Source organism: Pseudomonas sp. BF-R-24, assembly GCF_019947335.1.
Classification (GTDB): domain Bacteria; phylum Pseudomonadota; class Gammaproteobacteria; order Pseudomonadales; family Pseudomonadaceae; genus Aquipseudomonas; species Aquipseudomonas jessenii.
In genome coordinates, this window is record NZ_JAGYGG010000023.1 from 64455 (window position 1) to 88818 (window position 24364).

Consider the following 24364-nt stretch of genomic DNA (forward strand, 5'->3'; position numbering starts at 1 on the left):
TCCAATGTGGGAGCGGGCTTGCTCGCGAAAGCGGTCTCATGACCACCGCAGATAACTCAGTGCCGCACCGGCTCTTCAGTCGGTAAATGCAGCACCTCGCGCACCAGCATGGCGATGCTGGACACACCCATCTTTTCCTTGATCTTGGTGCGGTGCACATCAACGGTCTTCACGCTGATGTTGAGCTCCCGGGCAATCACCTTGCTGGCCTTGCCATCGATCACCAGCATCAACACTTCCCGCTCACGGCTGGTCAGCAGTGCCAGCTTGCCTTGCAGGTTCTGACGCTGCTGCTGATCGGCCTGGGCGTGCACGGCGGTCTTCAGCGCGGCCTGGATGCGGTCGATCATCTGCTGCGGGTTGTAGGGCTTCTCAACGAAATCCAGCGCGCCGTTCTTCATCGCCGTGACCGACATCGGAATATCGCCATGGGCCGAGACGAAAATGGTCGGCAGGGTGCTGCCGCGCTGGTTGAGGATTTCCTGCAACTGGAAACCGCTGGTCTCCGGCATGCGCACGTCGAGCACCAGGCAGGCGGGCTGCTTGGGGTCGTACTGGCTGAGGAACTCTTCGGCGCCGGCAAAGCACTGCGCCTGCACGCTCACCGACTCCAGCAACCAGGCCAGTGAGGTTCGCAGGTCCTTGTCGTCGTCAACGATATAAACAATCGGTTTTCGGATTTCCATCGGGGCTGCCACGAAGTTTTCTAATTATTGTTTTCGCACGGGAATGTGCGGCACGCATTGGCTCATCTTTGTGGAGCCAGTATGCAGAATACCCACTGTGGCCGGCCCTTGCGATAAAGAAACCACCTAGTCGACTAGCGGAAACCCAACCCTGCCATGGGGATCGTCAGAATGGTTGCGGCGCGCCCGCAGCCTTAGTCTTGTTCCATCACCTACGGGCCGCAAGATAGCGGTCCTCCTGAAGGAAGGGGCATCGACATGGCCGACCTGAGCCAGCAGCAAATCGACTTTCGCAACGCCATGGCGCAGCTGCCTGCCGCGGTGAACATCATCACCACCAACGGCCCTGGCGGTCGTTGCGGCATCACCGCCAGCGCCGTGTGCTCGGTGACCGACTCGCCACCCACCGTGCTGGTGTGCGTCAACCGCAACAGCGCCACCCACGACGTGTTCCGCACCAACGGCCATCTGTGTGTCAACGTGCTGTGTGGCGAGCAGGAAGAACTGGCCCGTCATTTCGCCGGCATGACCCAGGTGCCGATGGCCGAGCGTTTTGCCTGGGACCTGTGGGACGACGGCGCGGCCGATGTGCCGGTGCTGCGCGATGCCCTGGTGCAGCTCGAAGGGCGGATCAGCGAGTGCAAGGAAGTGGGGTCGCATTCGGTGATGTTCGTGGAACTGACGAAGGTGGGCGTGCGCGAGCCACGCGACAGCCTGGTGTATTTCAACCGGTTGTTTCATCGCGTTGAGCATGCCAGCGCGGCTTGATATAGACCGCGTTATCGTTCTTCGCGAGCAAGCCCGCTCCCACAGGGAGATCTTCGGTGAACACAAATACTGTGTACGACGAAGCCCCCCTGTGGGAGCGGGCTTGCTCGCGAAAGCGGTATCAATCTGAAATGCATGTTTAACGGCTGTAGGAGTAACTTCCTGCAAGCCACAACGCCTTGCGTCATTGCCTACAGCTACGCCAGAATCCGCCGGCTTGTGCGCCCTGGAGGCCATCGGTAACTTGGTCCGCGTCACTGATTCCCAGTGATCGGGTTTAGCAGCCCGTGGTATTTGAAGGTCGTACGAGTGTCCGTCAGGCAGGTATTCCATACCTGCATTTGATGGTGGCTGTGCGTAGGGCGTCCTTGGGCGCGCCGGCTTTCTTCTTTTCCCCGGTCTGCTAACCTGCGTACAGCCGCCACCCCCTCGTTTAGCAGCGACGGCGTGGCTGCATCACAACGGAAAAGAACATCATGTTCAAGGTTACGCCTGATCCACCAGACAACGATTCCTGCCCCAACCCGGCCGCTCACATCATGGCCACCTCGCACAAACCCTCCACATTGTTCACCATCAACCCCGACATCGACACCGAAACCCTGCTGGCCCACGCCTGCGAATCGCTGGCCTCGGCGAGTGTCATGGCCAACGATCTGGCGGGTTTTCTGCAAGGCACGCACCGCAACACCCTGCTGGGCATCGCGCAAGTCATCATGCTGGGGGAGTTGGCGGTGAATAGGGCGCTGGATCGTCTCGATCCGTCTTGAGCCTGATCCGGGTTGCCCGCGAAAGCAGCGTGTCAGCCATCACTGATGTTGGCTGTGAGGGCCTCTTCGCGAGCAAGCCCGCTCCCACACTTTGATCAGTGTCGTACACAGGATTTGTGTTCACTGGAGATCCATTGTGGGAGCGGGCTTGCTCGCGAATGCGGTGTATCAGGCCTGCAAATATTCCCGAGCCAACAAGCAAGCCCGCTCAATCAACATCGGCGCCATTTCAATCGCTGTCGGCGTGCCCTGGCGGGTGTGAATCCAGCCCAGGTAGGTGGTGCCACGCAGCATCAGGAACAACGCCAGTGTCTTGCGATCCGCCTCGGTCAGCGGCTTGACCGCGTTGTAGCCGTCGAGCAGCGCCGTCTTGATCTGCTCATGACGCGGGTCGTCCAGACAGAAGTACAGCGCCGTGGCCAACTCGAACATGTGCCAGCCAAACCCGGCATCGTCGAAGTCGATCAGGCGCAGTTGCGGGCCCTCGATCAGCAGGTTCTCTGGCACCAGATCCGCGTGAATCATGCCGAAGTTGCCCAGGTGCCGACCGTACTGGCGCAAGTCCTTGCGCGCCGTACGCCGGGCCTGTTGCAGCAGATCCCGTTGCTCGTCGCTCAGCTGCTCCAGCTCCCAGAAACGCCCCCAGAACGGATTGGCGCCGATCAGGCCTTCTTCATCCCAGGCATGCCGGACAAACTCGTCCGGTTGTTGCCATTCCGCCGAATGCAGGTGGATGCGCGCGGCAATCGCCCCCGCCTCGTTGAACAGGAAATCGATCTCCGTATCGGCCTGCACACCCGCCTCGGAAGTACCGGCGGTGGCACCGGGCAGCCAGGCGAGCATGTCGATGTGACGTGCCTCGCCGATGGCATGGTGGGTGACTTCGATCAGATGGCTTTCATTCTGTGCGCGGATAATCTGCGGCACGGTAATACCTGCGCTGGCCAGGGCTTCCATCCATTGCAGCTCGGAACGCAGTGCGGCCTCGCAGTGATAACCATTGCGATGGATGCGCAGGGCCACCCGCTGACCGTCGTGACGGCGGGCCGAGAACACTGCGTTCTCGCGGAACTTCACCAGTTCAATGTCGGCGAATTCGCCTTCCCACTGTTGCAGGGCATGGCGCGCCAGTTCGTGCAGACGGGTTACTTGCTGGTCATGGGGCAGGGTGTGGAATTCAGTCATGGCAGGGCCTCAAATCGCGCTCAGGGCGCTGTCCAGTGTGTCGACGAACAAGTCCGCGTGGTCGCGGCTGAATACCAGCGGCGGGCGCAGCTTGAGAATGTTGTCGCCAGCGCCGATCTTGCTGATCAGCACGCCGTTCTCGCGCATGTCGTTGACCACCTTGCGCGCCTCCAGTCCGGCCGGTTCCTTGCTGGCGTGATCACGTACCAGCTCCATGGCGAAGAACAGACCCTTGCCGCGCACGTCGCCGATGATCGAGTGTTTGTTGGCAAGCTCCTGCAAGCGCTGCTGCACATAAGCGCCGACGTTTTGCGCATTCTTGAGCAGTTGCTGTTGCTCGATCACATCCAGCACCGCCATGCCAACCGCTGCCGCGACCGGCGAACCGCCGAAGGTGTTGAAGTACATGGCGTGGCGGCCGAAGGATTCGACCAGCGCCTTGTGGGTGATCAACCCGGCCAGTGGATAGCCGTTACCCATCGGTTTACCAAGGGTGACGATATCCGGCACCACGCCGTGGGCCTGATGGCCCCACAGGTGATCGCCGGTACGACCGAAACCGGACTGCACTTCATCGGCGATGAACAATCCGCCTGCTGCACGGATCAGCGCTGCCGCCTTGTTGACGAAGCTGGCCGGTACCCGTGGCAGCCCTTCGTTGGCGAACAGGGTGTCGATCAGCAGCGCGGCGGGGCGAATGCCCTGGGCTTGCATCGAGGCAATCGCCGCCGCGATGTTGGCCGCGTACTGCTCGGCCAGTTGCGCTTCGGTGGTGCCGGCCGGTGCGTGGTACAGGCACGGAATCGGCACGGCCCGGGCATGGGCGGCGAAGGGTTCCGGCGAGGGCAGGGCGGTGGTGACTTCGGCCAGCGATGCCGAGTTGCCGTGGTAGTTGTAGTCGCTGACGATGATGCCGGTGCCGCCACTGGCAAAGCGCGCCAGGCGCAGCGCAAGTTCGTTGGCTTCGCTGCCGGTGCAGGTGAACATGGCGGTGTCCAGCGGCGTGGCGAAGGTCGCGGTCAGGCGCTCGGCGTAGCGCACCACGTGTTCATCCAGGTAGCGGGTGTGGATGTTCAGCGTGGTGGCCTGGCGGTGCATGGCCTCGGTCACATGGGGGTTACAGTGACCGACGCAGGGCACGTTGTTGTAGACGTCGAGGTAGCGGCGACCGTCGACGTCGAACAGCCAGACGCCTTCGCCACGCACCAGATGCAAGGGCTTGTCGTAGAACAGCGGCGAGGCGCTGCCGAGCACGCGATGGCGGCGTTGCAGCAGAGTGTCTTCAGGCATGGTCTGGAACCTCGATGACGGTGGCGCGACGGTTGCGCAACAGGTAATTGAAAATGCACAGGGTGAAGGTCACGGCGAGGGCGATCAGCATCAGCATGTCGAGCTGGAAGCAGGCGGCGATCACCACCAGCGTCAGGGCCAGGCCGAGCCAGGCAACCAGTTTGCCGCCGACCAGGGTGAACGGCCGTGGCAGGTCCGGTTGGTTGCGTTTGATGTGCAGGTACGCGCCGAAAATGAACAGGTAGCAAACGTTGAGCAGCAACACGACCGCGAGCATCACCGTGGCCGGATCGACCTCGGACAGCGGCAGGCCGATGGCACCGATCAGCAGCAGCGCCGGGTAGGGCGTGCCGCGCTTGCCGGTCTTGCCCAGCCATTGCGGGAACAAGCCGTCGCGGGCCATGGCGAACAGTTGCCGGGACGCGGCGTAGACCAGCGAGAAGAAGGTCGCGATCAGGCCGAACACCGCGCCGCAGCCAATCACCCTGGCCAGCCATGAACCTTCACCGAAGGCGCTGTTGCTGGACATCGCGGCATACAGCGGATCACCTGCCGAACCGACGAGCTCGACACCACCGGCACCCGGTGCGCATACCAGCACCACCAGCGCGGTCACCAGCAACGTGCCAATGGCCGCCAGAATGCCGCGGGGCATGGTGCGACCGGGATTGTGCGCCTCCTCGGCGGCCGAGCCGGTTTGCTCAACGGTGATGAACAGCCAGATGGCGAATGGCACGCAGGCGAAGATACCGCCAAGGCTGACCGGTGTTGCGACGCTGGCGGGCAACTTCAGCAAATTGGCCAACTCGACATGGGGCGCCATGGCCACGCCAAACGTGAGCAGGGCGACGACGGCGATCACGCCGGCAATGAACGTCAGGCCCATGGCCTCACCGACACCGCGCATGTGGATGCCGATGATCACCGTGAACAGGGCGATCTTCACCGGCCAGCCACCGAGGCCGAAAATTGATTCGGTATAGGCGCAGATAAAGGTCGCGGCTGCACCGGTGCCGATGGTCAAAGCCAGGGCACAGGCCACGCCAACGAGGTAACCCACGAACGGCCCGAACGCACTTTGCGCATAGACGAATACACCGCCAGCACTGGGCAGCGCGGTGGACATTTCCGCCACGCACAACGCCAGGCCGCCGCAGAGCAGGGCCATCAACAACGTAGCGATCAGCATGTTCAGCCAGCCACCGGCCGCCAGCCCGAAGTTCCAGCCGGAAAACTGCCCGGCCACCACCAACGCAATTCCGAGGCCGGCAATCTTTGGCCAGCCCAGCGCACTTTTCTTGAGCACAGAAATCTCCCGCGACCCGAGGGTCGATTTATTGTTGTTAGTGAGAAATGGAGGGGTTCAGCGTTGCTTTGCAGGGCGCCCTGGAGCGGGTTGTGCCCCGAGGTCGGGTTCGATACTACGCCCGGGGGGCGGCGCGGCAGCTGTGTGCGCATGCCATGTCATTGGTTGTGGGTGCCAGATTGGGTGAGACTTCTGTGTTCCATATGCAGGGTAAGACACGGCTGTCAGTTCGATCTGATTTTTCTGGCGCTGCGGCTATACCTGTCAATGCCTGTGTACTGTGCCGATACCGTGTATCCGGAATTCAGGGCAGAAAAAGTATGGAGACGTCTTCAAAGCGAACCGTTACGGACATAGGACTTAAACAAGCCCTTCTACTGGCTGATCTAACAGAACCCGCTGCACCCGATCACGCGATTCGATTATTACTGAAGGAGGTGCTTCAGGGGTTAACGGATAAAGGCTGGCCCCAAGCGCAAGTGCAAACGGGCCCGAGAATTGTGTCCGCAGAGGAAAACTACGGATTGCTCGGTTATGACCCAGCAGAAATCACCCTCGGAAGTGCACACACCCGCTGGGTCGATGAGTGTTCGTTGCTGCGAACGCAAACCACCAGTCAAATTCCAGCAGCGCTTCAGCGAGCGGCCAAGCTACGACAACCGGGGCAGTCAATATTATTGGCTGCGCCTGGCATCACTTTCCGTCGCGACAGCCGGGACCGTTGGCATTGCGCGCAGCCGCATCAGATGGATATCTGGGTACTGGGTGATCCTGATCTGGCGACACATGAACACTTGTTGCGTCTGGTCACCGATATTCTCGGTTCAGCCGTGCCGGACAAGCCCTGGATCTCCAGCAACAGCGCGCATCATTACACCGAAGGCGGGATCGAAGTGAATGTGTTGAATGACGGCGTCCCGGTAGAGGTTCTGGAATGTGGTCGAATTGCCAAATCATTGTTGGAGCGACTGAAGATCGATCCTTTGCGCCATGGAGGACTGGCGCTGGGAATGGGGTTGGATCGTTTGACGATGCTGCGAAAAGGCATCCCCGATATTCGTTTGCTGCGTGATCAGAACGAACGAGTACAGGCACAGATGCATGATTTGAATCCGTGGAGCGTCGTCTCTCGGTTGCCGTCGATTACTCGTGATCTTTCGTTAGCGGTAACGCCGGGGCTCAGCGAAGAAGTGTTGACTGAAAGGATGTTGCAGGCCGCTGGCGATTGTTCGGATTGGATCGAGGAAATGCAAATCAAAGGGCGCTGGGCGTTCACGGAACTGCCACTGCAGGCCATCGATCGCCTCGGATTGTTGCCGGGGCAGGAGAATGTGCTGCTACGTGTTGTACTGCGTGATTGTTCGCGATCAATCACCACCGCTGAGGCGAATGCCTTGTATTCGAAAATTCAGGTGGCACTTCATGAAGGTGCGCCGGGGGCGGGTTACAGGATGGATCTTCGCAATATTTAACGGCCTCTTCGCGAGCAGGCTCGCTCCCACAGGGGATCTGCGGTGTACACGGATTTTGTGTGCGGCAGAAATCCAAATGTGGGAGCGGGCTTGCTCGCGAAAGCGGGGTGTCAGTCAGTGGAGATGTTGGATGTGATGGCCTCTTCGCGAGCAAGCCCGCTCCCACAGGGGAGCTGAGGTGTACACGGATTTTGTGTGCGGCAGAAATCCAAATGTGGGAGCGGGCTTGCTCGCGAAGGCGGAGTGTCAGTCAGTGGAGATGTTGGATGTGATGGCCTCTTCGCGAGCAAGCCCGCTCCCACAGGGGAGCTGAGGTGTACACGGATTTTGTGCACGGCAGAAATCCAAATGTGGGAGCGGGCTTGCTCGCGAAGGCGGAGTGTCAGCCAGTGGAGATGTTGGATGTGATGGCCTCTTCGCGAGCAAGCCCGCTCCCACAGGGGATCTGCGGTGTACACGGATTTTGTGCACGGCAGAAATCCAAATGTGGGAGCGGGCTTGCTCGCGAAGGCGGAGTGTCAGTCAGTGGAGATGTTGGATGTGATGGCCTCTTCGCGAGCAAGCCCGCTCCCACAGGGGATCTGGGTTGTACACGGATTTTGTGTGCGGCAGAAATCCAAATGTGGGAGCGAGCTTGCTCGCGATGGCAGCATATCAGGCAACCAAAATCTCAGATCCGAAAACTCCCCACCAACTGATTCAACCGCGCCGCCTGTTGCTCCAGCTCGGTACAAGCCCTCAATGTCGATTGCAAATTCTCCACGCCTTGCCGGTTCAGGGTGTTGATCTGGGTGATGTCGACATTCAGGGCCTCGACCACCGCGGTTTGTTCTTCGGTGGCGGCGGCGACGGACTGGTTGACGTTGTCGATCTCGCCGATGCGCTGGGTCACGCTGCCAAGGCGGGAGCCGGCGAGGTTGGCGATGGTGACGCTTTCTTCGCTGTGGCGCTGGCTCTCGGTCATGGTGGTGACCGACTCCCGCGCGCCCACTTGCAGCTCTTCGATCATCTGCTGGATCTCCAGCGCTGATGTTTGAGTGCGTCCAGTTCGGCAACGCCGTGGACAGTTCCACCACGCACAAGGCCAGGCTGCCGCAGAGCAGGGCCATCAACAACGTGGCGACGAGCATGTTCAGCCAGCCACCGGTCGCCAGCCCGAAGATCCAGCCGGAAAACTGCTCGGCCACCACCAACGCAATTCCAAGGCGGGCAATCTTTGGCCAGCCCAGCACACTTTTCTTAGGCACAGAAGTCTCCCACGACCCGAAGGCCGAATTATTGTTTTAGTGAGAAATGAAGGGGTTCAGCGTTGCTTTGCGCTTCGATATTACGAGCGGGGGGGGGCGCAGCGGCATGTTTGTGTGCATGCCATGTCGTTGGCTGTGGGTGCCAGATTGGGTGGTGAGGAAATTGCCTGTGGGAGCAAAGGTTATCACTCCTCCATCCCTTACCGTCATTCAGTGCCGGTTCGCAACACGTTATTCTTCGGATATACGAATTGCTTCTAAATTGAAAACATCACGATATTTAAAGTGGAGTAACCCGCCGGAAACAATCGCAATGCCCCCCGAGAGAATAAATACCCCGCTGATTGAAATGAGTGTAGAAAGCCAAGCACCAAAAATCGGGCCAGCTATCATGAATAATAAAGTTAAACTCCGTGCCGTCGCTGAAACTGTTCCAAGATTAGATGCAGGACAGTATTTTTGTAGGCTTACACCAAACCCTAAAGAAGTTAGTCCATACGTAAAGCCGGCGACAAAAAATAAAGACGTTAATGTCAGAAATATTGATGTGGATTCTGGTTTTTCGAACAGTCCTGCTACGGCTATCATCAGCCCAAACGTAAAAATGGAAAGTGTGGAACAAAAATAAATCTTGCTAGGGTAGACAAGTTTGAAGCATAAACCAGCCAGGATTCCACCAAGAGCTGTTGAACTAACGATTGCTCCAAATACGTAAGCTTCAAAGCCGACCTCCTTTAAGAACAGACTGAGAAGGGAGTCGTAACACCCCAGCACCGCTGATTGAATCAAGGCGCAAATAAAAAATAATTGCGTAGATGGACCGCTTTTGAGCAATACTCTTAGAGCCTGGAGATTGCCTAGCGTTCGTTTTTCCACCTGATGTATTTTTTTATCTCGAGTACGTAATGAAAGCATGGTCACACAGAAAATGCCGAATAGTGAGAAAGCAGCGGAGATTAAAAAACCGTGTGCCTTGTCGGTTGTGCTGGCAATGACTCCCGCTGCGAGTGGCGAGCAGACTTTTATAAATTGATCAATTACTGTAATAAGTGAAATGTTGTCGACAAGAGCTTTGTTTGTTAATAATTTTCTGGTTAAGATTATTTCCGCTGCGCCGGATCCCAGATTTGATATTCCTTTCATGCAGACAAAAGTCAAAAAATAAACTTCAGTAGTTGCTCCGAATAGCAAGCAAGCGATAATGAATCGGATTGCGAAGCTGAATATCAAGAACTTGAACGGGTTTGTGTGGTCAGCTAAAGTACCTAAAATTGGGCCTAGTAAAAGGGATGGAAGCCCATATAATGCTGCTGCATATCCTAAAGTTAATGGTGATGCATCGAATCCAAATGTGAGTACTGTGAAGATTAGAATGAAATCTACCCATAACGTGACTGAACTGCTAAGTCGAATTCCGCATAGGTAATTGTAGCCTTTTACTTGAGGTGGTTTCACAGCTTGCTCCTTTTGAGGCTGTACATTGTCTGGTTTATTACAAAAATAGATATTTTATTGCTCAGGCAAAAGGACTCAAGGTCTGTTGATGAATTAATAAAACCTCTTCCCTTGGTGTTTAGTGATGTGTTGCAAAGTACGCTAACTCCCGATATTTTTTTGAATTCTGATAATAGGTTGTACATGCCAGGATTATCCTTGTAGTTGACCGTCTGCACTCTGGCTGTACCATCGATATGGGTAATGGCCTTAAGTCGTTTATCAATTACGTTGTGGAAGGACAGCATGTATTTACTTTGAGTGCAGTTCTCAAAGTAAAGGAGCGCGTCCTCCTCGATACAAATTGGGGCAATAGGGCGATAATGTTCTCTGTGCTTTATAGAGTTTAATTTTTTTGTAGTGTTTGCTGAAAAAGGCTCCGCGATAATTGAACGGTTGCCGAGTGCTCTCGGGCCAATTTCACAGTTTCCATTTACCCAGCAAATTACTTCGCCTTCTAATAGTGCTTTACATACATCTGTTAATATCAATGGGGTGGCCAAAAATTTGGATTCGTTTAAACTCTCTAAAATAAAATGTTGCCCTGAGTAGACTGACCATTGAAGTGCGGTTTTACCAGTTAATATTTTCTGTGCTGCTGCAGCGGCACCAATGCCGACACCTGTGTCATTAGTGCATGGAGGAACGAAAATATCTTCGAATAATCCACAGTCTTCCCATTTTTTATTCCATTCACAGTTCAAGCCGCAGCCGCCAGATATTAATAGTGGGAGTCTTTCGTTAATGTGTGTGCTGATGAATTCATAAAATACACTGAACAGGCGATCAGATATTTTTTTTGCCAGGTTGCAAAACTTTTCAGAATCGACCCCGATATTATAATAGCCACTTTCTTTTAGGTTGTTTTTGTCGAGGGTGTCTATGGCAGACTTACAGTTAATTATATAATCTATTATTCTTGATTCGTCGGCGTCGGGCTCGCCACTTTTGCCAAATGCGGCCAGCGCCATCATTTTTCCGGCATCGCCAAGTCTGCAATAGCCTTTTTTTAAATTGAAAGTTGGGTCAGCAACGCCGTAGGTAAAGGCATATCGTAGCCCCGGTCCTTGCATGATGTTTCCGATCAGTTGAATCCTCATGTCAGTATCAATTTTATAAAAATTCCCAATGAACCCCTCCCAAACTAGTACATAGCAAGATTGTACGTCGGCATAAGGAGAAAGTGCGTAGGAGGCAATGATGTGCGAGATTTCATGGCTGCAGTTTACCCAGGCAATTTGTTTGCCTTTAAAATTGCAAGATGTTTTCTCTATGTTTAGTCCAAGATACCCACCCTCGGTTGGGGAGTTTCTCGGGTCCATACCCTCGGCCCATCCGCTAATAGCTACCGCATCTAACTCTCCATAGTGTTGAATGGCATTAATTATTGCAGCGCTCAGAGATAATGGCGCATATCTTATTCCGCTGTTTTTTTCAGATTCATGGCTGAATATCAGTGATTCATTTTCGATTAGACAAATATGGCCGTCATGGCCCGTATTAACCCCTAGTATTTTCATTGTTCTGTCCTCCTAATAGGTTTTAACCAAAATAGATACATTTCACAGAAAAAAGTTGGGTTCAGATTTTCGAAGGATTTCCAGTCGTTAAAAAAGACTTCTAAGTCTGTGTCATTGTCAAATTTTATGAATGACGGTGATCCTTCCGATCCTCCTTTTTCAAACCCCGCAAAGTGGCATTTTAGTTTTTTTATGAATGCGTGGATGTCGGTGGCACTGAAGGTTTTTTCCAGCGGGTGAAAAAGCAAATCCATACAGCCATTTCTACTAAAAAAATCGGGTGAATTTACAATTTCACTTATCCTTCCATAGTTGTAGTTTGCAATTGCTAGCTTTCGTATTATTTTCAGGTTGTTTTGTTCGTATGTGATTTTTTTCGACGTTGCTAAGCTTTTCAGTTCGGCAATTGGGATCCTGGCAGAAGTGCTGTAGAGGCCTAATTTTGCTATCCCCCTTTCGTTAAGGGCCGAAAGAATGGCTTGGCCTCCTTTTAGAGGGTTTTGTAAGTGATGTAAGACCCCGATGCATTCAATAAGGCTAAATTTTATACCTAAGGAATATAGGTGATTTAAATCGCCGTGAATGAACTCTAGATTTTTTATATTATATTCGTCCCTTTTTTTTGCCGCGTACTCTAAACTGGTAGCGCTGATGTCGAGCGCTTTGATGTTTGCGTGAGGATACGTCAAGGCTAGCTGAATTGCGTGTCTCCCCGTACCACAACCTGCAACTAGAATATTATTATCTTTAGGTGGGTTGTTTATGTTCAGGCTTGTGAAAAGTTCATCCAGTGAAGATGGTGTGTTTCTTGGTTTGGATGTCCAGGTCGGATAGGGGTTTGCTTCATAAAATGACCTTATAAGTTCTTGTTTGTCAGATTGTGGTGTATTTAATGTTGAGTTTTTGTAAGTTGAGGGAGGGTGTTTGTGTGTGTTTTCTGTTATTGCGTTTTCTGAATATGAATTAGCTATTAGTTGTGCGTCTTCGCGAATACAATGTGGGAGTTTTGGGGTTTTTCTGTTTAGTTGTTCGACCTTGGATAATTCGTTATCGTCAGTTGGATAAATGTATCCATTCAATTTGCATTGCTTGTTTATGGCAGTGAGGAGTGCTGTATAAGGTTTTTTGTAATTCTCCTTGAGTATAGAGAGCAGAAAAAATTTTCTTATATCTGCGATGAGTTTTTCTATGACATGGTTGGTGATCAGGTTATCACTAATAATACTGATTGTGATGTTGTCATTCTCCATGAAGTCAAGTGCGAGTTCAGTATTCTGAAGGGGTGATCCTTCCATTTGTTCAAGCTTTAACGCTAGTTGTGAGAAATATATTTTTGTTAGTGTGTATTTATCTGTTGTATCGGTTTTATAAAGGTGGCTTAAGCTGGAAAATACGGCAGCGTCGAATGAAGTCAGGTGTGTGGCGTGAAGAAAGTCAAGGTAATTGGAAGCAATGGTGTTTTTTGAAAAGCCTTCTATTTTTGTAGCTGATTGATACGTCCAAAGAGTTGCATTTAATGTTCCATTTTTTTCCTGAATGCCTGCAAGATTCTGCATAAATTTGAGTTTATCTGAGCTTGATATTTTTGGCGATGCACAAGCTTGTTTGTAGAGTCGCTCTGCTTCTTTGTCGTTGCCTAGTTCTTCGAACAATACGGCGAGGTTGTTAAGTGCGGTTGCATTGTTGCTGTTTGCTTCTATGCTAAGGTTGTAAAGTCGAACTGCCTCCTCAAATTTGTTGTTTTTAAAGTATTTGTCGGCTTCTTTTCTGCATTGCTCTGAATATTCATCTTTAGATGTTTTTCGATTGTGCATATGAGTGCCTAAAAAGATTTCGTTATGTCTGTTATGCTTTCAATAGTTTTGCAACTCCAGGGCTAAGAGGGTCGGAATTCCCATGTCCACCTGCCAGTACAAATAACGAGTGTTCTTTGAATCCATCAACTTTTATCAGGCTGTTCAATTGATCATCGATGAAATATCCTGTCAGCCAGGTGTTTAGGCCGCTGGCTGTTGCGACTAAGTTAAATGTTTGAGATAGATGCCCTATATCCATCAATGCCGATCGATAAGCTCGTGAGTGCGGATATTTCCACCAGAGCTTGTCAAATCGCGAAGTCAATACGATGAGAAACCCAGCGTCAATTGCAAAACTTTGATGGCATAATGTTTGAGTCAAATCAAATTTTATTTCATTTTCCAGTTTTGTCAGTTTGTGTTGGTGAGATCTGTAGTGGTATACACCCCTCTCAAGGTCTGTGATATGTAATGCGATTAAATATGCTTCTGTTGCTTGTAAGCAACCAGCGCTAGGCGACGATCGACGATACCCTACAGTAAAAATTCCGCGTTCCGCGAGGTTTGTTTTGTGTGAGTCGCCGTGGATTTTTCCGAATGTTGTAAAAAGTATGTTTGATACAGCTTCAAGTGATACTGGTTCCTTTTTGAAGTTTCGACTGGTAGTTCTCTCCCATAGGGCTTTGGTTAAGCTGTAAGAGCCAATGGTGCTGTTCTCGTAGGAAGGAAGGTGTACCTCTTTTCCCACTCGTTCTGTGTCGATATTCGGTATGTTTTTAGCGATGCTTCTACAAAAATCTACGTAGCCGAGTTCTTCATTTTTTTCGGAGGTTATTGGTCCTTCAGAAAAATTATGCTTACTTCCAAAGTGGAATATTTTTGAGATAAGGTCCCATCCCCAGGGTCCATTCAGTAATTTTTGCTCCTGATACTCTTCAGCTTGTCTGCCGATTAGTAGTATTCCTGCCTCAATGAGAGTTTCATCCTCTTCTTTTGGGGTGTATGGGAGATCTATTAATTCGTTTAGCTCGAAAATTCTATCAAAAAAGCGTCGTTCGAATATTTCGTATTGTTCGCCGGATTGCAGGTTCCATAATCCAAATATTCCGTCGTTTAGGGTTATTGTCAGATTTTCATTAACTTTGAAATTTTTCAATTCGGCACGCTCCGTGTGGATATGCCAAGCGGGGGGATCCCCCGCCCGGCATAGTACTCAAATTAGCTAGCTAGTTTTGAGCTTCGTTTCGCGGGTGTGATGAGAATGTTGTACGCGTTATTGGATAAGGCGGTTAGTCGAGTTTGCAAATTTGCTTTACGCATAATCAGAACCTCTTATTTTTTAACAGGGATGAAGTCGTTAGACCTCATGGGCAACGCTAGACCTCTTTAAAAGCTGGGTCAATAAAACGGCTTGTAGGAATATTCGTCTAGGAAATATCTTCTTTTCTTACAATAAAATCCTACTAAAGTACAAAATTTGAATTTGAATCAATCTATTGCGGATCGCAAGATATGGGGATGTGTCTGAGTTTCATGCAGGAGATTGCATATTTAGTAATATAAAGTTACGCAATGATGGTTGAGGTTATGCTTGCTGCTGCGGACGAGTGATTTAGTCATTGAGGAGGGAGTAAGCAGTGGCCATGAGCCACACATAATTCGGCCGGTTTTTAGTCCGGCCGTTTATTGTAATTATGTACTAATTGTTTACGTTAGTTGGTATGGATCAAGCTAAAGCCATCCTCAAATCCGAAAACTCCCCACCAACTGATTCAACCGCCCGGCCTGTTGCTCCAGCTCGGTACAAGCCCTCAATGTCGATTGCAAATTCTCCACGCCTTGCCGGTTCAGGGTGTTGATCTGGGTGATGTCGACATTCAGGGCCTCGACCACCGCGGTCTGTTCTTCGGTGGCGGCGGCGACGGACTGGTTGACGTTGTCGATCTCGCCGATGCGCTGGGTCACGCTGCCCAGGCGGGAGCCGGCGAGGTTGGCGATGGTGACGCTTTCTTCGCTGTGGCGCTGGCTCTCGGTCATGGTGGTGACCGACTCCCGCGCGCCCACTTGCAGTTCTTCGATCATCTGCTGGATCTCCAGCGCCGAGGCCTGGGTGCGTCCGGCCAGGCTTCGCACTTCGTCCGCCACCACCGCAAACCCACGACCCGCTTCACCCGCCCGCGCGGCTTCAATCGCTGCGTTGAGCGCCAGCAGGTTGGTTTGTTGGGAGATGCCCTTGATCACTTCGAGGATCTGCCCGATGTTCACGGTCTTGTCGTTGAGCACTTCGATGTTGGCGCAGGAGGCACTGATCTTGCCGGACAGTTCGTTCATCACCTCGATCGTGCGCTGCACCACCTGGCGTCCATCCTCGGCTTGCTGCCGTGCGGACGAAGCCTGTTGCGAGGCATCGGAGGCGTTATGGGCGATCTCCTGCGCGGCCGCGCCCAACTGGTTGATTGCCGCCGCCACGCTGTTGGTGCGGGTGGATTGATCGTCGAAATTGCTCATCGACGAGTTTGAAGCATCCAGCACCCGCCGCGCGCCTTCGTTCACCCCCAACGCCGCCGATGACACCTCGCGGATCGAATGGTGGATGCGCTCGACAAAGCGGTTGAAGGCGGTCGCCAGTTGGCCGATTTCATCTCGCGATTGCACTTGCAGGCGACGGGTCAGGTCGCCTTCGCCGAGGGAGATGTCTTCCATGACCCGGGTCAGTACTTGCAGCGGCCTGGTGATGCGTTGCGCGGTGTACCAGATCAACAACAGGCCGAGCAGGGCCGAGCCGCCACCGAGCAGCAGTTCAAGCGCAGTGCTTTGCACGCCCTGGGCATCGAGCTCTTTCTGCAACGTAGTGACCGGTGCCAGCAACACGTTCTGCGGCACACCGACCAACACGCCCCATGGCGCGGCTCCGGCAATCGGCGCCAGCGGTTCAAGCACCTTGATTTGCCGGGCGTCGACAAACACTTTTGGCTGGCCCTGACGCAGGCTGTCCATCACTTCGGCATTGTCCATCGGCTGACCGAGGCGACCGACGTCCTGGCTGTTGGCAGAAATCACCCCACGGGGGCTGACGATGCTGATCTGGCCGTTGCCATCGAACAGTTCACGGGCGCTGGCTTCGCTGTTGTGTTGCAAGGCGGCGAGGTTGATATCCAGTCCCACCACGGCAATGACCTTGCCGTTTTCCAGCAGCGGGAAGGCAACGCTGGTCACCAGTTTGCGGCTGCCGGAGGCCTCGTCGAAATAAGGTTCCAGCACACAGGCCTGGCCGGTGTCGCGGGCACAGGTGTAGAAGGCGTTGTACGGTGCGCCGCTCGGCCCGGGCTCGGTGTTGGCAAGCAGGCCTTCGTCGCCGATGACCGCTTGCAGCTCGCCGGGTTTGCTCTGCACCCAATAGAGCGCAAAGCGACCGGTTTCGTTGCTGCCCAAGGCGGCCTGGCCGGCGAAGTCTGCGTCGGCACCGTCGAGTCCACCGGGTTCGAAAATGACATAAAGCCCGAGCAGGTCGGGCTTGTCGATCAAGGCTTGGTGAAGCTGGGTGCTGAGTTCCTGGCGCAGTTGCGGGCGAGTCAGGCTGCCCTGATGCTGCAGTTGTCGCAGGTACAACAAGTAGCGCGATAACCCCTGGCCGTATTCGTGGGTCTGCATGAAGGTGCGCTGCACTTGCATCGCCTGCACTTTGCCCAGGGCCTGCATGTGTTCCCTGGCCGCATTGGCGAGCATGTCGCCGCTGGCCTCGGCCACTTGCCGGCTGCTCTTGTGGGTCTGATAGAGCGACAAACCCATCAACAAGCCGACGACCAACAGCAGGCAGAGACCGGCGAGCAGGGCGATCTTGCTCTGGATCGTCAGGAATGTTCTGTGCATTGGAAATACCTTTTTCCACGCGGGCAATGGCGTGGCCACTGCCCGCGGCCGAGATTAGAAACCGGTGGCGAACACCACCTGGGCGTAGACGTTCTTGTCGTTGTTACCCAGTTGGGTACCACCGTCTTCGGCGCTCTTGTCCGGTTGGTAGATGCCCACCAGTGGCATCACGGTCAGGTGGTCGTTGACGTGCCATTCGGCGTACAGGTCGACTTCGTGGCCATCGGTGTTGCCCAGGTTGCGGTCGATGGTGTCGAAGTTGAAGTACATCGCGCCGACGGTGAGGTTCTCCAGAGGCGAAACTTTCAGCGTGACGTTCTGGATGCGCGAGTTGCTGTTGAACGGCCCGGCGTAGTTGCCCGCCACTTCACCCTGGAACCAAGTGCCGTAGCCACGGCTGAAACCGTAGAACAGGGTGTCGTAGCCTTCCGAGAAGCGGCTGTAGCGGTAGCTGGCACTAGGCGTCCAGACCGCGTCGGAGAAGGTCCAGCCGGCTTCCAGGTACCAGGCGTCTTCGCTGGAGGTGTTGGGTTTGTCCTGCTTGGCGTATTCACCGGACAGGAACAGGTCTTTCACCCCGGCGTTGCCCGCCGCACGCAGGCTGTAGGTCTTCATGCCGTCGCGTTCGAGCTGGATCGGCGAGGCGTACTGTTCATCGATATCGGTGGTCTTGATGAAGGTCAGGCCGACCGTGCCGGCCTCGGCCACGTGCTCCAGGGTGCCGACGTACATTTCGGTCTTGGCCTGGGCGCGGTTGTCGGATTTGAGCCACATCAGGTCGCTGCGCCAGCCTTCCTTGCCGCCCAGACGCAATACGGCGGTTTCGTCGAAGGCCTTGCGTGCCGCCAGGTAGTAGGCGCCGCCCCGGTTGAATTCGCCGTCGGCCAGGCCTTTGCCCATGTTCAGCGCGTCGCCGTCGATCAGGAAACCGTCACCGACCACAATGTTCTGGCGACCGAAGGACAGGTCGACGCCGTCACTGCCCAGCGCGCCGAACAGATCGGCCGAGCGCCAGCCGAGGTAGGCGTCTTCGAACTTGGTGGTGCGTTCCGAACCATCGGAGAAGCCGGCGGCATCGCCATCGCCCCAGGTGCCGGAGCTGAGCATGTTCGCCGCGCCGTACGCGGTGCCCACACCGCCCAGGCCTTGATCGAAGCTCAAGCCGTATTTGATGTAGCCCTCGCGCCACGACGAGCTGCCTTCATTCAGGCGACCGGACAGGGCGTAGTTTTCCTGGCTGTGGAAAATGCCGAACACGGCTTCGAGGGTAGCGTTCAGATGGCTGTCGTCATCGGCGTAGAGTTCATAGGCACCGGCATTGCCGGCACTGATCATCAGCGCGAGCGTCGAGAGACGAAGCAAGGGGGACTTGAGCATGGTGTGGCATCCGTTCTTGTTCTTGAGCGCAGGTTTGCGGTCTGTCCGGATACTAAGGCGCGGCTATTGTTTGCCCTTTTCCCTGTTTGCCAATTAGTTGGTTGTGCATGCCAGATTGCATGTCGCGTTGCCACGACGTCAGGTTTTGGTGCGTGGATTCGGTCGTTGCGCAGTTTTTTGCACACGGTTGGGAGCGGTCCGGTCAAGACCCCGCCACGCAATGGCAACCGATCATCAAGGTTGCCGTTCGTCGCCTTTTTAAAAAGATAAAACGCAAATTCAAAAAAGATACTTTGGGAAAAGAAAGAAATTTCCTACTCCGACCTACAGATAGCCAAGGCCAGCATCGTTCGCTTTGCAGTCAACGCTTATTTTGTTTTTAAAGGCTTGTAAAAAACTTATCGGTGTAATGCTGTTTTTACGATTTTAATAAGCAAAAAGGTTTCCGAATACCCTGTGCGAACTCTCCTTTTGTATTGAGTGAATTTTCCTACGTGTAAAAAATCGTCTCTTGCGCTCTGTTCCGAAAGTTATTAAAAAACAGATGCTTCACCTGAATTGGGTGGCGTTCTCTCTAATGGCGAGTAATCAATAATGAAATGCGAAAATTTTGGATTCGTTCCTTGTTTTGATGATGAGCTTGAATATGGCTCATCTCCGCGCATTGCCGAAGGCCTCAGGGCACAAGGCGGCAGTGAAGGTGACGGTGGGTATGGCAGGAATGCTATACCTGACCCTGCAAAGAGACTTCATGATGTTAAATATACAAAGCTACGAAATACTTGATTTCAACTCCAGTAGTTGGAAAGTTTCGAAGGATGGTAGGTTAATAATGCGTTCGCCATCTTTAGCGGTGGCTCTGGCCAAACTCAAAAGCTACAAAAGTATTTCAAAGGCAGAATTTGATGAGGTGTTGTCAGAATATGGCTTGAATCCGGAAGCGGATTACGAGTTTTTAGAGTTGGAAAAACTGAAGTAGTCAACACCGGATTAGCTAGTGCTAGTGCAAGTGCTGATCTCGCGAATCTGCACTACATAAATTGAGTGCACCTTCCGGTAGGAGCTGCCGAAGGCTGCGATATCGAGAGGTTCAAGATCGCAGCCTGAGGCAGCTCCTGTGCAATCTGGCACAACCGCCAACACAACTGGCACGCAGGGCAAAACCTGCGTGCCGGCGACCACCGACAATCCCTACCAACCTGCCAAAGCACCGTTGCCTCGGCATTTTTAGTGTTGGCGTTCGCCTGCTGGCGGGCGCGTGGATTTTCAAGGTCGTTTTCCTATGTTCACTTCGCTGCGTTTGCCCGTGATCGGTTTGCTGTCTTTCACCCTGGTTCAGGCGGTGTCCGCCGCCGAGTGCGCACCGGACACGCGCCGTGGTGCCGAAGTGTTTGCCACTGAGTGCAGCGTCTGCCACGCGGTGACCAAGGGCACGACCGGCATGATGGGGCCGACCCTGTTCGGTGTGTATGGGCGCAGGTCCGGCTCGCTGGCGGGTTTCAGCTACTCCCAGGCCATGCGCGACAAAGACGTCGACTGGCAGGCCGAGAACATCACGCAATTGATCACCCAGCCCCAGGCTTTCGTGCCGGGCACCTACATGCCCTACATGGGCCTGGCTTCCGCCGACGACCGCCAGGCGGTCGCGTGCTTCCTCAAAGAACAACACTGATCAGGCCGGATTTGCGCCTGAACACATCGTCTGAATGAAAGGTGAATTATGAGCAACGTTGAAATCCTGCCCCAGGTTGCTGCATTCCTCGAACGTCGTCACGGCTGCTTCATTGACGGCCAGTGGGTGTTTGCCGAGGGCGACAGCATCGCCGTGGTCAACCCGGCCACCGGGCAAACCCTGTGCGAAACCCTGGATGCACCGCTGGAACTCGTCGAGCGCGCCGTGCAGTCGTCCCACAAGGCGTTCAAGTCCGGCGTGTGGTCGAGCCTGCGCCCGGCGGACCGTGAACGCATCCTGCTGAACTTCACCCGCCTGGTCGAAGAACACGCCGAAGAACTGGCTCAGTTGGAAACCCTGAGCCAGGGCAAGTCGATCAACATGGCCCGCGCCCTGGACCTCAACGCCACGGTGGAGTTCATGCGCTACATGTCCGGCTGGGCGACCAAGATCGAAGGCCAGACCTTCGACGTGTCGATCCCGTTGCCACCCGGTGCGAAGTTCACCGCCTTCACCAAACGTGAGCCGGTGGGTGTGGTGGTCGGCATCGTGCCGTGGAACTTCCCGCTGCTGATCGCCGCCTGGAAGCTGATGCCAGCCCTGGCCACCGGTTGCGCGGTGATCATCAAGCCGGCGATGGAAACCCCGCTGACCGCCATGCGCCTGGCTGAACTGGCGCTGGAAGCCGGCATCCCGGCCGGAGTATTCAACGTGGTCACCGGTGGTGGCGCTTCCGTTGGCGGCGTGCTGACCCAGCATCCTCTGGTGAGCAAAGTGTCGTTCACCGGTTCCACCGCCGTGGGCAAGAGTGTCGGCGTGGCGTGCATGGAGAACATGACGCGCTTTTCCCTGGAACTGGGCGGCAAGAACCCGATGATCGTGCTCGCCGATGCCGACATCGAAAAAGCCGTGCAAGGCGCGATCCTCGGCGGCTTGCTGAACAATGGCCAGGTCTGCGCAGCGGCCTCGCGCTTCTACGTGCACCGTTCGATCCACGACCAATTCGTCGAAGCCCTGACTGCCGCCGTCTCGGCGATGCCGATTGGCGCCGGCATGAATTGCGACGCGGCAATCAACCCACTGGTTTCGCGCAAGCAACAACAAAGCGTGCTCAAGCACATCGAACTGGCCCGCCAGCAAGGTGCGCGGGTGGTGACTGGCGGCGAGTTGCTGGAGGGTGATGGATTCTTCGTGCAGCCAACCATTCTGGCGGACATCGACCACAGCATGGCCGTGGCCCGCGAAGAAGTGTTCGGCCCGGTACTGGGTGTGATGCCGTTCGACGACGAAGACGCCGTGATCGAACTGGCCAACGACAACCGCTACGGCCTGGCCGCCAGCCTGTGGACCAATGACCTGGGCAAAGCGATGAACCTGGTGCCTCGCATCGAGGCCGGTACGGTCTGGGTCAACGCCCACGTGCTGCTCGACCCGGCGATGCCGTTCGGTGGCGTCAAGCAATCGGGCATGGGCCGTGAGTTTGGCCGTGCGGTGATCGAGGCTTACACCGAGCTCAAGTCGGTGTGTATCGCACATTGATCAACCTGTAGGAGCGAGCCTGCTCGCGAAAAACGTCAAGATAATGCGGTCTGTCAGTTAGTTCGCGTTATCGTTGGCGACCATCGCGAGCAGGCTCGCTCCCACATCACGCAGCAGGCGGTTTCGCCAATTCAATCCCGGCGGCCCCCAACCGCTTGAGAATTTCAAACAGCAGCTGGCTCTTGATCGCGCCGACCGTGCGTGGGCTGCCGACATAGCCGGTGATGGTCAATGTGATGCCTTCGGGTTTCAGCTGGCTGAAGCGCAAAAACGGCGTTGGTTTATCCAGAATGGATTCATGCTCGGTGTAGGTGTCCATCAGCAGGTTTTGCACCAGCTCCGGATCGATATCCAACGGGAACATCAACTCGAGTATCACCACGCCCTGGGCGCTGCCGCCGAGGGTGACGTTGCGCAGGTTCTGCGAAATCAGGTGGGAGTTGGGCACGATCATGATCGAGCGGTCGGCCAGTTGTATTTCCGTGGCCCGTACGTTGATCCGGCGGATGTCGCCTTCGACGCCGCTGATGCTGATCAGGTCGCCGACTTTCACCGGGCGCTCGGTCAGCAGGATCAGGCCGGAGATGAAGTTCTTCACGATTTCCTGAAGACCAAAGCCGATACCCACTGACAGGGCACTGACAATCCAGGCCAGGTTGGTCCACTTGATCCCCAGCGATGCCAGCGTGAGCAGGACGACGGACACGTAGCCGATGTTGGCGAACAGGGTGCTGAGCGAGGCGCACATGCCCGGGTCCATCTCGGTTTTCGGCAGGAATTCGCGATCCAGCCAGCGGCGCAGGGTGCGAATCAGGTAGACACCGATCATCAGTGTCAGGAGGGCATGCATCAAATTGTCCGGGACGATGTTCAGCTTGCGCAGCCCTTCACCGCCGAGTACGGCCACAGTGCCGGTGAACAGTTGCCCGAGTGTCGTACCGATCCCGCCGACAAACAGCGCAATGAGGCCAATCAGTATCAGGATGGCGCGGCCGGCTCCGGATAACACGGTGCAGATCTGTTCCAGGCGCGGATTGCCGATGCCCAGCAGCTGTTTGATGGTCTTGCCGGTGGGTTGCCGGGGCGAAAAAACGTAGTCGCAGGTGTCCTGATAGACCTGTGTGAGCAGGTAGAAACCGGCGCAGATGATGAATATCCAGACCATTTCATAGGTGATGAACCGGGCCATCGTCACGTAGCCGATCAACAGGGCGAACAGGGACACCACCACGGCAGCGCCCGTGAACGTGTAAATCAGGCCGGCGAAGGTGGTGACGCCTTCGGGGGCTTCTCCGGCAACGATCAGGTCTCTGCGCGTCTTGCTGACGCGCAACAGCAGCGCACCGATCACCAGTGCCGCGACCAATGCCACGATGCCCCGACCGAACAACACCACTTCGGCGCTCATGCCGGTGACATTGCTCATCTGCACCAGGGTCACCAGCACCAGCAGCAGGCTGGCCAGCAACCTCGGATAGGGCTCCATCGCCAGCGCCACCGGATCGGCAATATCGGGCAGGCGCCAGGAAGGATGTTTGGTGGACAACAGTGCGCGGCTCAATCCGGTGATCAGTACGCAGGTATAGGCCAGCTTTTCCAGATATTGCGCCAGGTCGGCCAGCAGGGGGGGGTAGGGCAGTTGCCGGGTCCCGGCAAAATGCAGCAGTTGCAGGGCGATGCCAGCGGTCAGCACCGTCGCCATCACCGACGCCAGCGCAAGGGAACTGCGCCGCAGCCGGCCTGCAGGCATTCGATGAAAGCACAGCCACGCCAGAACCCGGCCGGCGAGGTCTCGACCCACGGTCCATATGAGCAGGGCCAGGATCAACAGGATGGCCGTGATCCCGCGTTGTCCGGGTTGCCAGGCGGCCCGGTGCGTGGCCTCGAGTTGCTCGATGAGGGCGCTGAAACGTTGGCGGTCCTCGATTGGAAGAGCGAACAATGGCGACCAGAATCTCGGGCTCAGGATACTGCTGGTCTGTTGGGTCACTTCCGCTTCCAGCAAGCTGCGCCGAATGCTGGCAATCTGGGTGATCAGCTCGGCGGCGCTTATTTTAAGCGCGGCCAGGGTTTTGAGTTGGCTGTCGATCTTGTTTTTTTGCTCACCGAGGGCGTCTCGTTGGGTGGTAATTGCAGTTGTCACCTGTGCGTTCTCGTCAAGCGGCACGGGGCCCAGCACGTTCAGTTGCGCCTGCAATTGCGCCTGGCCAGGCAGCAGTGATGTGGACAGGCGTTCAATCTCCTGAATCAGTACTTGCACCTGGTCCTGTGAGCTTTCCAGCTGGGTGTAATTGCTGGCCTGGGAAACCTGCTGCTTGAGGCTGTTGAGCTGGTTTTGCACCCCCAGCAATTCGCTGTCGGAGATGCTGATT

General features: G+C 55.0%; 17 protein-coding genes and 3 pseudogenes. 7 read left to right on the plus strand and 13 right to left on the minus strand.

All coding sequences use genetic code 11. The features are described 5' to 3' along the window. Nucleotides 1-56: 56 nt before the first annotated feature. On the minus strand, nt 57-686 hold the full coding sequence (locus KGA98_RS18780; protein WP_223503134.1) for a response regulator transcription factor: 630 nt from the start codon (nt 684-686) through the stop codon (nt 57-59). 258 nt (nt 687-944) lie between these two features. Here KGA98_RS18780 and hpaC point away from each other — a divergent pair, with 258 nt between their 5' ends. Further along, nucleotides 945-1454 carry a 4-hydroxyphenylacetate 3-monooxygenase, reductase component gene (gene hpaC, locus KGA98_RS18785; RefSeq protein WP_057715405.1) on the plus strand — a complete coding sequence of 170 codons (510 nt, stop codon included), beginning with the start codon at nt 945-947 and terminating at the stop codon, nt 1452-1454. A gap of 476 nt (nt 1455-1930) precedes the next feature. Then, nucleotides 1931-2224 (plus strand): DUF6124 family protein, encoded by a 294-nt coding sequence (locus KGA98_RS18790; RefSeq protein WP_223503136.1) that lies wholly within the window; start codon nt 1931-1933, stop codon nt 2222-2224. Between the two features lie 168 nt (nt 2225-2392). Here the strand turns inward: KGA98_RS18790 and KGA98_RS18795 are convergent, their stop codons facing one another. Genes KGA98_RS18795 through KGA98_RS18805 form a run of 3 tightly spaced genes read right to left on the minus strand, consistent with a single transcriptional unit; the run spans nt 2393 to nt 6005 of the window. Beyond that, nucleotides 2393-3409 carry a phosphotransferase enzyme family protein gene (locus KGA98_RS18795; protein WP_223503138.1) on the minus strand — a complete coding sequence of 339 codons (1017 nt, stop codon included), beginning with the start codon at nt 3407-3409 and terminating at the stop codon, nt 2393-2395. A 9-nt stretch (nt 3410-3418) separates the two neighbouring features. Next, a complete protein-coding gene (locus KGA98_RS18800) occupies nt 3419-4699 on the minus strand; it encodes an aspartate aminotransferase family protein (protein WP_223503140.1) in 1281 nt (426 codons plus the stop codon). Then, nucleotides 4692-6005, minus strand: a complete 1314-nt coding sequence (locus KGA98_RS18805) for an amino acid permease (RefSeq protein WP_154910571.1) — start codon at nt 6003-6005, stop codon at nt 4692-4694. Before KGA98_RS18805 ends, KGA98_RS18800 begins: the two co-directional genes overlap by 8 nt. A gap of 320 nt (nt 6006-6325) precedes the next feature. On the opposite strand from KGA98_RS18805, the gene KGA98_RS18810 reads away from it, so the two are divergent. Then, entirely contained in the window at nt 6326-7477 is a 1152-nt protein-coding gene (locus tag KGA98_RS18810; protein ID WP_223503142.1) for a hypothetical protein, read from the plus strand. A gap of 670 nt (nt 7478-8147) precedes the next feature. Here KGA98_RS18810 and KGA98_RS18815 read toward each other — a convergent pair. Further along, nucleotides 8148-8519: pseudogene (locus KGA98_RS18815) on the minus strand (chemotaxis protein); the annotation flags it as partial. Here KGA98_RS18815 and KGA98_RS28720 point away from each other — a divergent pair. Next, nucleotides 8507-8764, plus strand: a complete 258-nt coding sequence (locus tag KGA98_RS28720; RefSeq protein ID WP_223503144.1) for a hypothetical protein — start codon at nt 8507-8509, stop codon at nt 8762-8764. The pseudogene KGA98_RS18815 and the gene KGA98_RS28720 sit on opposite strands and share 13 nt — an antisense overlap. A 191-nt stretch (nt 8765-8955) precedes the next feature. On the opposite strand, the gene KGA98_RS18825 is transcribed toward KGA98_RS28720, so the two are convergent. The 7 genes and pseudogenes from KGA98_RS18825 to KGA98_RS18850 all read right to left on the minus strand — a co-directional run bounded on the left by KGA98_RS18825 (nt 8956) and on the right by KGA98_RS18850 (nt 18781). Next, complete coding sequence (locus KGA98_RS18825; protein WP_223503146.1) at nt 8956-10179, minus strand: MFS transporter; 1224 nt, start codon at nt 10177-10179, stop codon at nt 8956-8958. Further along, a complete protein-coding gene (locus KGA98_RS18830; RefSeq protein ID WP_223503149.1) occupies nt 10176-11738 on the minus strand; it encodes a carbamoyltransferase C-terminal domain-containing protein in 1563 nt (520 codons plus the stop codon). The genes KGA98_RS18825 and KGA98_RS18830 overlap by 4 nt, the downstream gene beginning before the upstream one ends. After that, nucleotides 11735-13552 (minus strand): methyltransferase domain-containing protein, encoded by a 1818-nt coding sequence (locus KGA98_RS18835; protein WP_223503151.1) that lies wholly within the window; start codon nt 13550-13552, stop codon nt 11735-11737. The genes KGA98_RS18830 and KGA98_RS18835 overlap by 4 nt, the downstream gene beginning before the upstream one ends. A 31-nt stretch (nt 13553-13583) precedes the next feature. Further along, on the minus strand, nt 13584-14690 hold the full coding sequence (locus KGA98_RS18840) for a SagB/ThcOx family dehydrogenase (RefSeq protein WP_223503153.1): 1107 nt from the start codon (nt 14688-14690) through the stop codon (nt 13584-13586). A gap of 587 nt (nt 14691-15277) precedes the next feature. After that, nucleotides 15278-16315 (minus strand): annotated as a pseudogene (locus KGA98_RS28725) (methyl-accepting chemotaxis protein); the annotation flags it as partial. 363 nt (nt 16316-16678) lie between these two features. After that, nucleotides 16679-17404, minus strand: a pseudogene (locus tag KGA98_RS28730) (cache domain-containing protein); the annotation flags it as partial. Between the two features lie 54 nt (nt 17405-17458). Next, on the minus strand, nt 17459-18781 hold the full coding sequence (locus KGA98_RS18850; RefSeq protein ID WP_057715399.1) for a hypothetical protein: 1323 nt from the start codon (nt 18779-18781) through the stop codon (nt 17459-17461). A 646-nt stretch (nt 18782-19427) separates the two neighbouring features. Here KGA98_RS18850 and KGA98_RS18855 point away from each other — a divergent pair. The 3 genes from KGA98_RS18855 (at nt 19428) to KGA98_RS18865 (ending at nt 21992) form a co-directional block, all read left to right on the plus strand. Continuing rightward, the gene (locus KGA98_RS18855) at nt 19428-19760 is read left to right on the plus strand and encodes a hypothetical protein (protein ID WP_223503157.1); all 333 of its coding nucleotides are present in this window, start codon (nt 19428-19430) and stop codon (nt 19758-19760) included. A gap of 303 nt (nt 19761-20063) precedes the next feature. Continuing rightward, nucleotides 20064-20453 carry a c-type cytochrome gene (locus tag KGA98_RS18860; protein WP_223503159.1) on the plus strand — a complete coding sequence of 130 codons (390 nt, stop codon included), beginning with the start codon at nt 20064-20066 and terminating at the stop codon, nt 20451-20453. A gap of 48 nt (nt 20454-20501) precedes the next feature. After that, the gene (locus tag KGA98_RS18865; RefSeq protein ID WP_223503162.1) at nt 20502-21992 is read left to right on the plus strand and encodes an aldehyde dehydrogenase family protein; all 1491 of its coding nucleotides are present in this window, start codon (nt 20502-20504) and stop codon (nt 21990-21992) included. Nucleotides 21993-22098: 106 nt separating this feature from the next. Here the strand turns inward: KGA98_RS18865 and KGA98_RS18870 are convergent. Beyond that, on the minus strand, nt 22099-24364 hold a 2266-nt coding region (locus KGA98_RS18870; protein ID WP_223503164.1), incomplete at its 5' end, for a DUF3772 domain-containing protein.